The organism is Streptomyces sp. NPDC048197 (assembly GCF_043202395.1).
GTDB lineage: Bacteria > Actinomycetota > Actinomycetes > Streptomycetales > Streptomycetaceae > Streptomyces > Streptomyces siderophoricus.
In genome coordinates this window covers 180,965-184,604 of the sequence record NZ_JBIDAJ010000007.1, presented here as the reverse complement: position 1 = coordinate 184,604, position 3,640 = coordinate 180,965, and the positions used below count along the sequence as shown (strand labels likewise).

Genomic DNA, 3,640 nt, shown 5'->3' with positions numbered 1-3,640 from the left:
CCCGACGCTGACGGCGCCGCTGGTGGGCGGTACGGCGACCGTGACCACCAGCAGCCTCAGCGTCGGCTCGCACACCGTCACCGCCACCTACAGCGGTGACGTCAACTTCAGCAGTTCCAGCGGAACCGATACCCAACTCGTCAACAAGGCCTCGACGACCACGACGGTCTCCTCGTCCCCGGACCCGTCGGTGTTCGGACAGCCCGTCACCTTCACGGCCACCGTCGCGCCGGTCTCCCCGGGCGCGGGCACCCCGACCGGTACGGTCACCTTCGTCATCTCCGGCGGCCCGACGCTGACGGCGCCGCTGGTGGGCGGTACGGCGACCGTGACCACCAGCAGCCTCAGCGTCGGCTCGCACACCGTCACCGCCACCTACAGCGGCGACGGCAACTTCACCGGCTCCAGCGGCACCGACACCCAGACCGTCAACAAGGCCTCGACGACCACGACGGTCACCTCCTCCCCGGACCCGTCCGTCGTCGGACAGCCGGTCAGCTTCACGGCCACCGTCGCGCCGGTCTCCCCGGGTGCGGGCACCCCGACGGGCACGGTCACCTTCGTCATCTCCGGCGGCCCGACGCTGACGGCGCCGCTGGTGGGCGGTACGGCGACCGTCACGACCTCCGCACTCGCCGCCGGTACCCATACCGTCACGGCGACCTACAGCGGCGACGGCAACTTCACCGGCTCCAGCGGCACCGACACCCAGACTGTCAACAAGGCCTCGACGACCACGGTCGTCTCCTCGTCCCCGGACCCGTCGCTCTTCGGTCAGCCGGTCACCTTCACGGCCACGGTCGCGCCCGTGTCCCCGGGCGCGGGCACCCCGACCGGCACGGTCACCTTCGTCATCGGAGGCGGCGGGGGCGGCACCCTGACAGCGCCGGTCGTGGCGGGTACGGCGACCGTCACGACCAGCTCATTGACCGTCGGGACGCACTCCGTCACGGCGACCTACAGCGGTGACGCGAACTTCACCGGCTCCAGCGGCACCGACACCCAGACCGTCAACCAGACCGCGACCACCACCACGGTCACCTCCTTCCCCGACCCCTCCGTGACCGGACAACAAGTCACCTTCACCGCCTTCGTGGGCCCGGTGGCTCCCGGCGCCGGCGTCCCGACCGGCACCGTCGCGTTCACCGTCACCAACGGGGTCACCACGGTGAACCTCACCGGCACCCTGGACGGCGCCGGCGTCGCGACCGTCACCACCAACGGGCTGGTGACCACGGGCGTCTACACCGTCACCGCGACCTACGCCGGCGACGCGAACTTCACCGGCTCCAGCGACACCGACACCCAGACGGTCACCCCGGCCTCGACGACGACCACGGTCACCTCCTCCCCGGACCCGTCCGTGGTCGGCCAGACGGTGACCTTCACGGCCACGGTCACCCCGGTGTCGCCGGGCGCCGGCACCCCCACCGGTACGGTCACCTTCCTCGTGACCAACGGTGTGACCACCGTCAGCCTGACCGGCACACTGAGCGGCGGCACGGTCAGCGTCAGCACCAACGGCCTGGTAACGGCCGGGACGTACTCCGTCACCGCCACCTACAGCGGAGACAGCAACTTCACCGGTTCGGTCGGCACGGACACCCAAACCGTCACCCAGGCCTCGACCACCACGACGGTCACCACGTCCCCGGACCCGTCGGTCTTCGGCCAGCCGGTGACCCTGACGGCCACGGTCGCTCCGGTGTCGCCGGGCGCAGGCACCCCGACCGGCACGGTCACGTTCGTCGTCTCCGGCGGTCCGACGCTGACGGCTACGCTCTCCGGCGGTACGGCGAGCGTCACTACGAGTGCCATCCCGGTCGGTACGCACACCGTCACGGCGACCTACAGCGGTGACGGCAACTTCCTCGGCTCCAGCGGCACGGACACCCAGACGGTGACCCAGGCGTCGACGACCACGTCGGTCTCCTCGTCCCCGGACCCGTCCGTGGTCGGCCAGACGGTGACCTTCACGGCCACGGTCGCTCCGGTGTCGCCGGGCGCGGGCACCCCCACCGGTACGGTCACCTTCCTCGTGACCAACGGTGTGACCACCGTGACTCTGACCGGCACGCTGAGCGGCGGAACGGTCAGCGTCAGCACCAACGGCCTGGTGACCGCCGGGACGTACTCCGTCACCGCGACCTACGGCGGAGACGGCAACTTCACCGGTTCGGTCGGCACGGACACCCAGACCGTGGCTGTGTCAGCGACGACCACGACGGTCACCACCTCTCCGGACCCGTCGGTGTTCGGCGAGCCGGTGACCTTGACGGCCACGGTGGCGCCGGTGTCGCCGGGTGCGGGTACTCCGACCGGCACGGTGACGTTCGTGGTCTCCGGTGGTCCGACGCTGACGGCGACGCTCTCGGGCGGTACGGCGAGTGTCACCACCAGTGCCATTCCGGTCGGGACCAGCAGCGTCACGGCGACCTACAGCGGTGACGGGAACTTCCTCGGTTCCAGCGGGTCGGACACCCAGACGGTGGTCCAGGCGGCGACGACCACGACGGTGACGACGTCTCCGGATCCGTCCGTGGTCGGGCAGACGGTGACCTTCACGGCCACCGTTGCTCCGGTGTCGCCGGGTGCGGGTACGCCCACCGGGACGGTGACGTTCGTCGCCACCGACGGTGTCACGACCGTGAGCCTGACCGGCACGCTGAGCGGCGGCACGGTCAGTGTCAGCACCAACGGGCTGGTGACGGCGGGGACTTATGCCGTCACGGCGACGTACAGCGGTGACGGGAACTTCACCGGTTCCGTCGGCACGGACACCCAGACCGTGACCCAGGCTTCGACGACCACGTCGGTCACGACGTCTCCGGATCCCTCGGTGTTCGGCGAGCCGGTGACCTTGACGGCCACGGTGGCGCCGGTGTCGCCGGGTGCGGGTACTCCGACCGGCACGGTCACCTTCGTGGTCTCCGGTGGTCCGACGCTGACGGCGACGCTCTCGGGCGGTACGGCGAGTGTCACCACCAGTGCCATTCCGGTCGGGACCAGCAGCGTCACGGCGACCTACAGCGGTGACGGGAACTTCCTCGGTTCCAGCGGGTCGGACACCCAGACGGTGACCCAGGCGTCGACGACCACGACGGTCTCCTCGTCTCCGGATCCGTCCGTGGTCGGCCAGACGGTGACCTTCACGGCCACCGTCGCTCCGGTGTCGCCGGGTGCCGGGACCCCCACCGGGACGGTCACGTTCGTTGCCACCGACGGTGTCACGACCGTGAGCCTGACCGGGACGCTGAGCGGCGGCACGGTCAGCGTCAGCACCAACGGGCTGGTCACGGCAGGCACTTACTCCGTCACAGCGACCTACAGCGGTGACGGGAACTTCACCGGCTCGGTCGGGTCGGACACCCAGACCGTCAACCAGGCGTCGACGACCACCTCGGTCACCTCGTCCCCGGACCCGTCGGTGTTCGGTGAGCCGGTGACGTTCACGGCCACGGTCGCTCCGGTGTCGCCGGGTGCCGGCACCCCGACCGGCACGGTCACTTTCGTTGTGACGGGCGGCCCGACCCTGACCGGCACCCTCTCCGGGGGCACAGCGAGTGTCACTACCAGTGCCATTCCGGTCGGGACCAGCAACGTCACGGCGACGTACAGCGGTGACGGCAACTTCACCGGG

1 protein-coding gene is annotated in these 3,640 nt (G+C 70.4%); it reads left to right on the top strand.

What is annotated here, in order from left to right:
* Positions 1 to 40: 40 nt before the first annotated feature.
* Positions 41 to 3,640, top strand: a 3,600-nt coding sequence (locus tag ACGF4C_RS12775) for a beta strand repeat-containing protein (RefSeq protein WP_393565711.1), incomplete at its 3' end; no start/stop codon positions are given.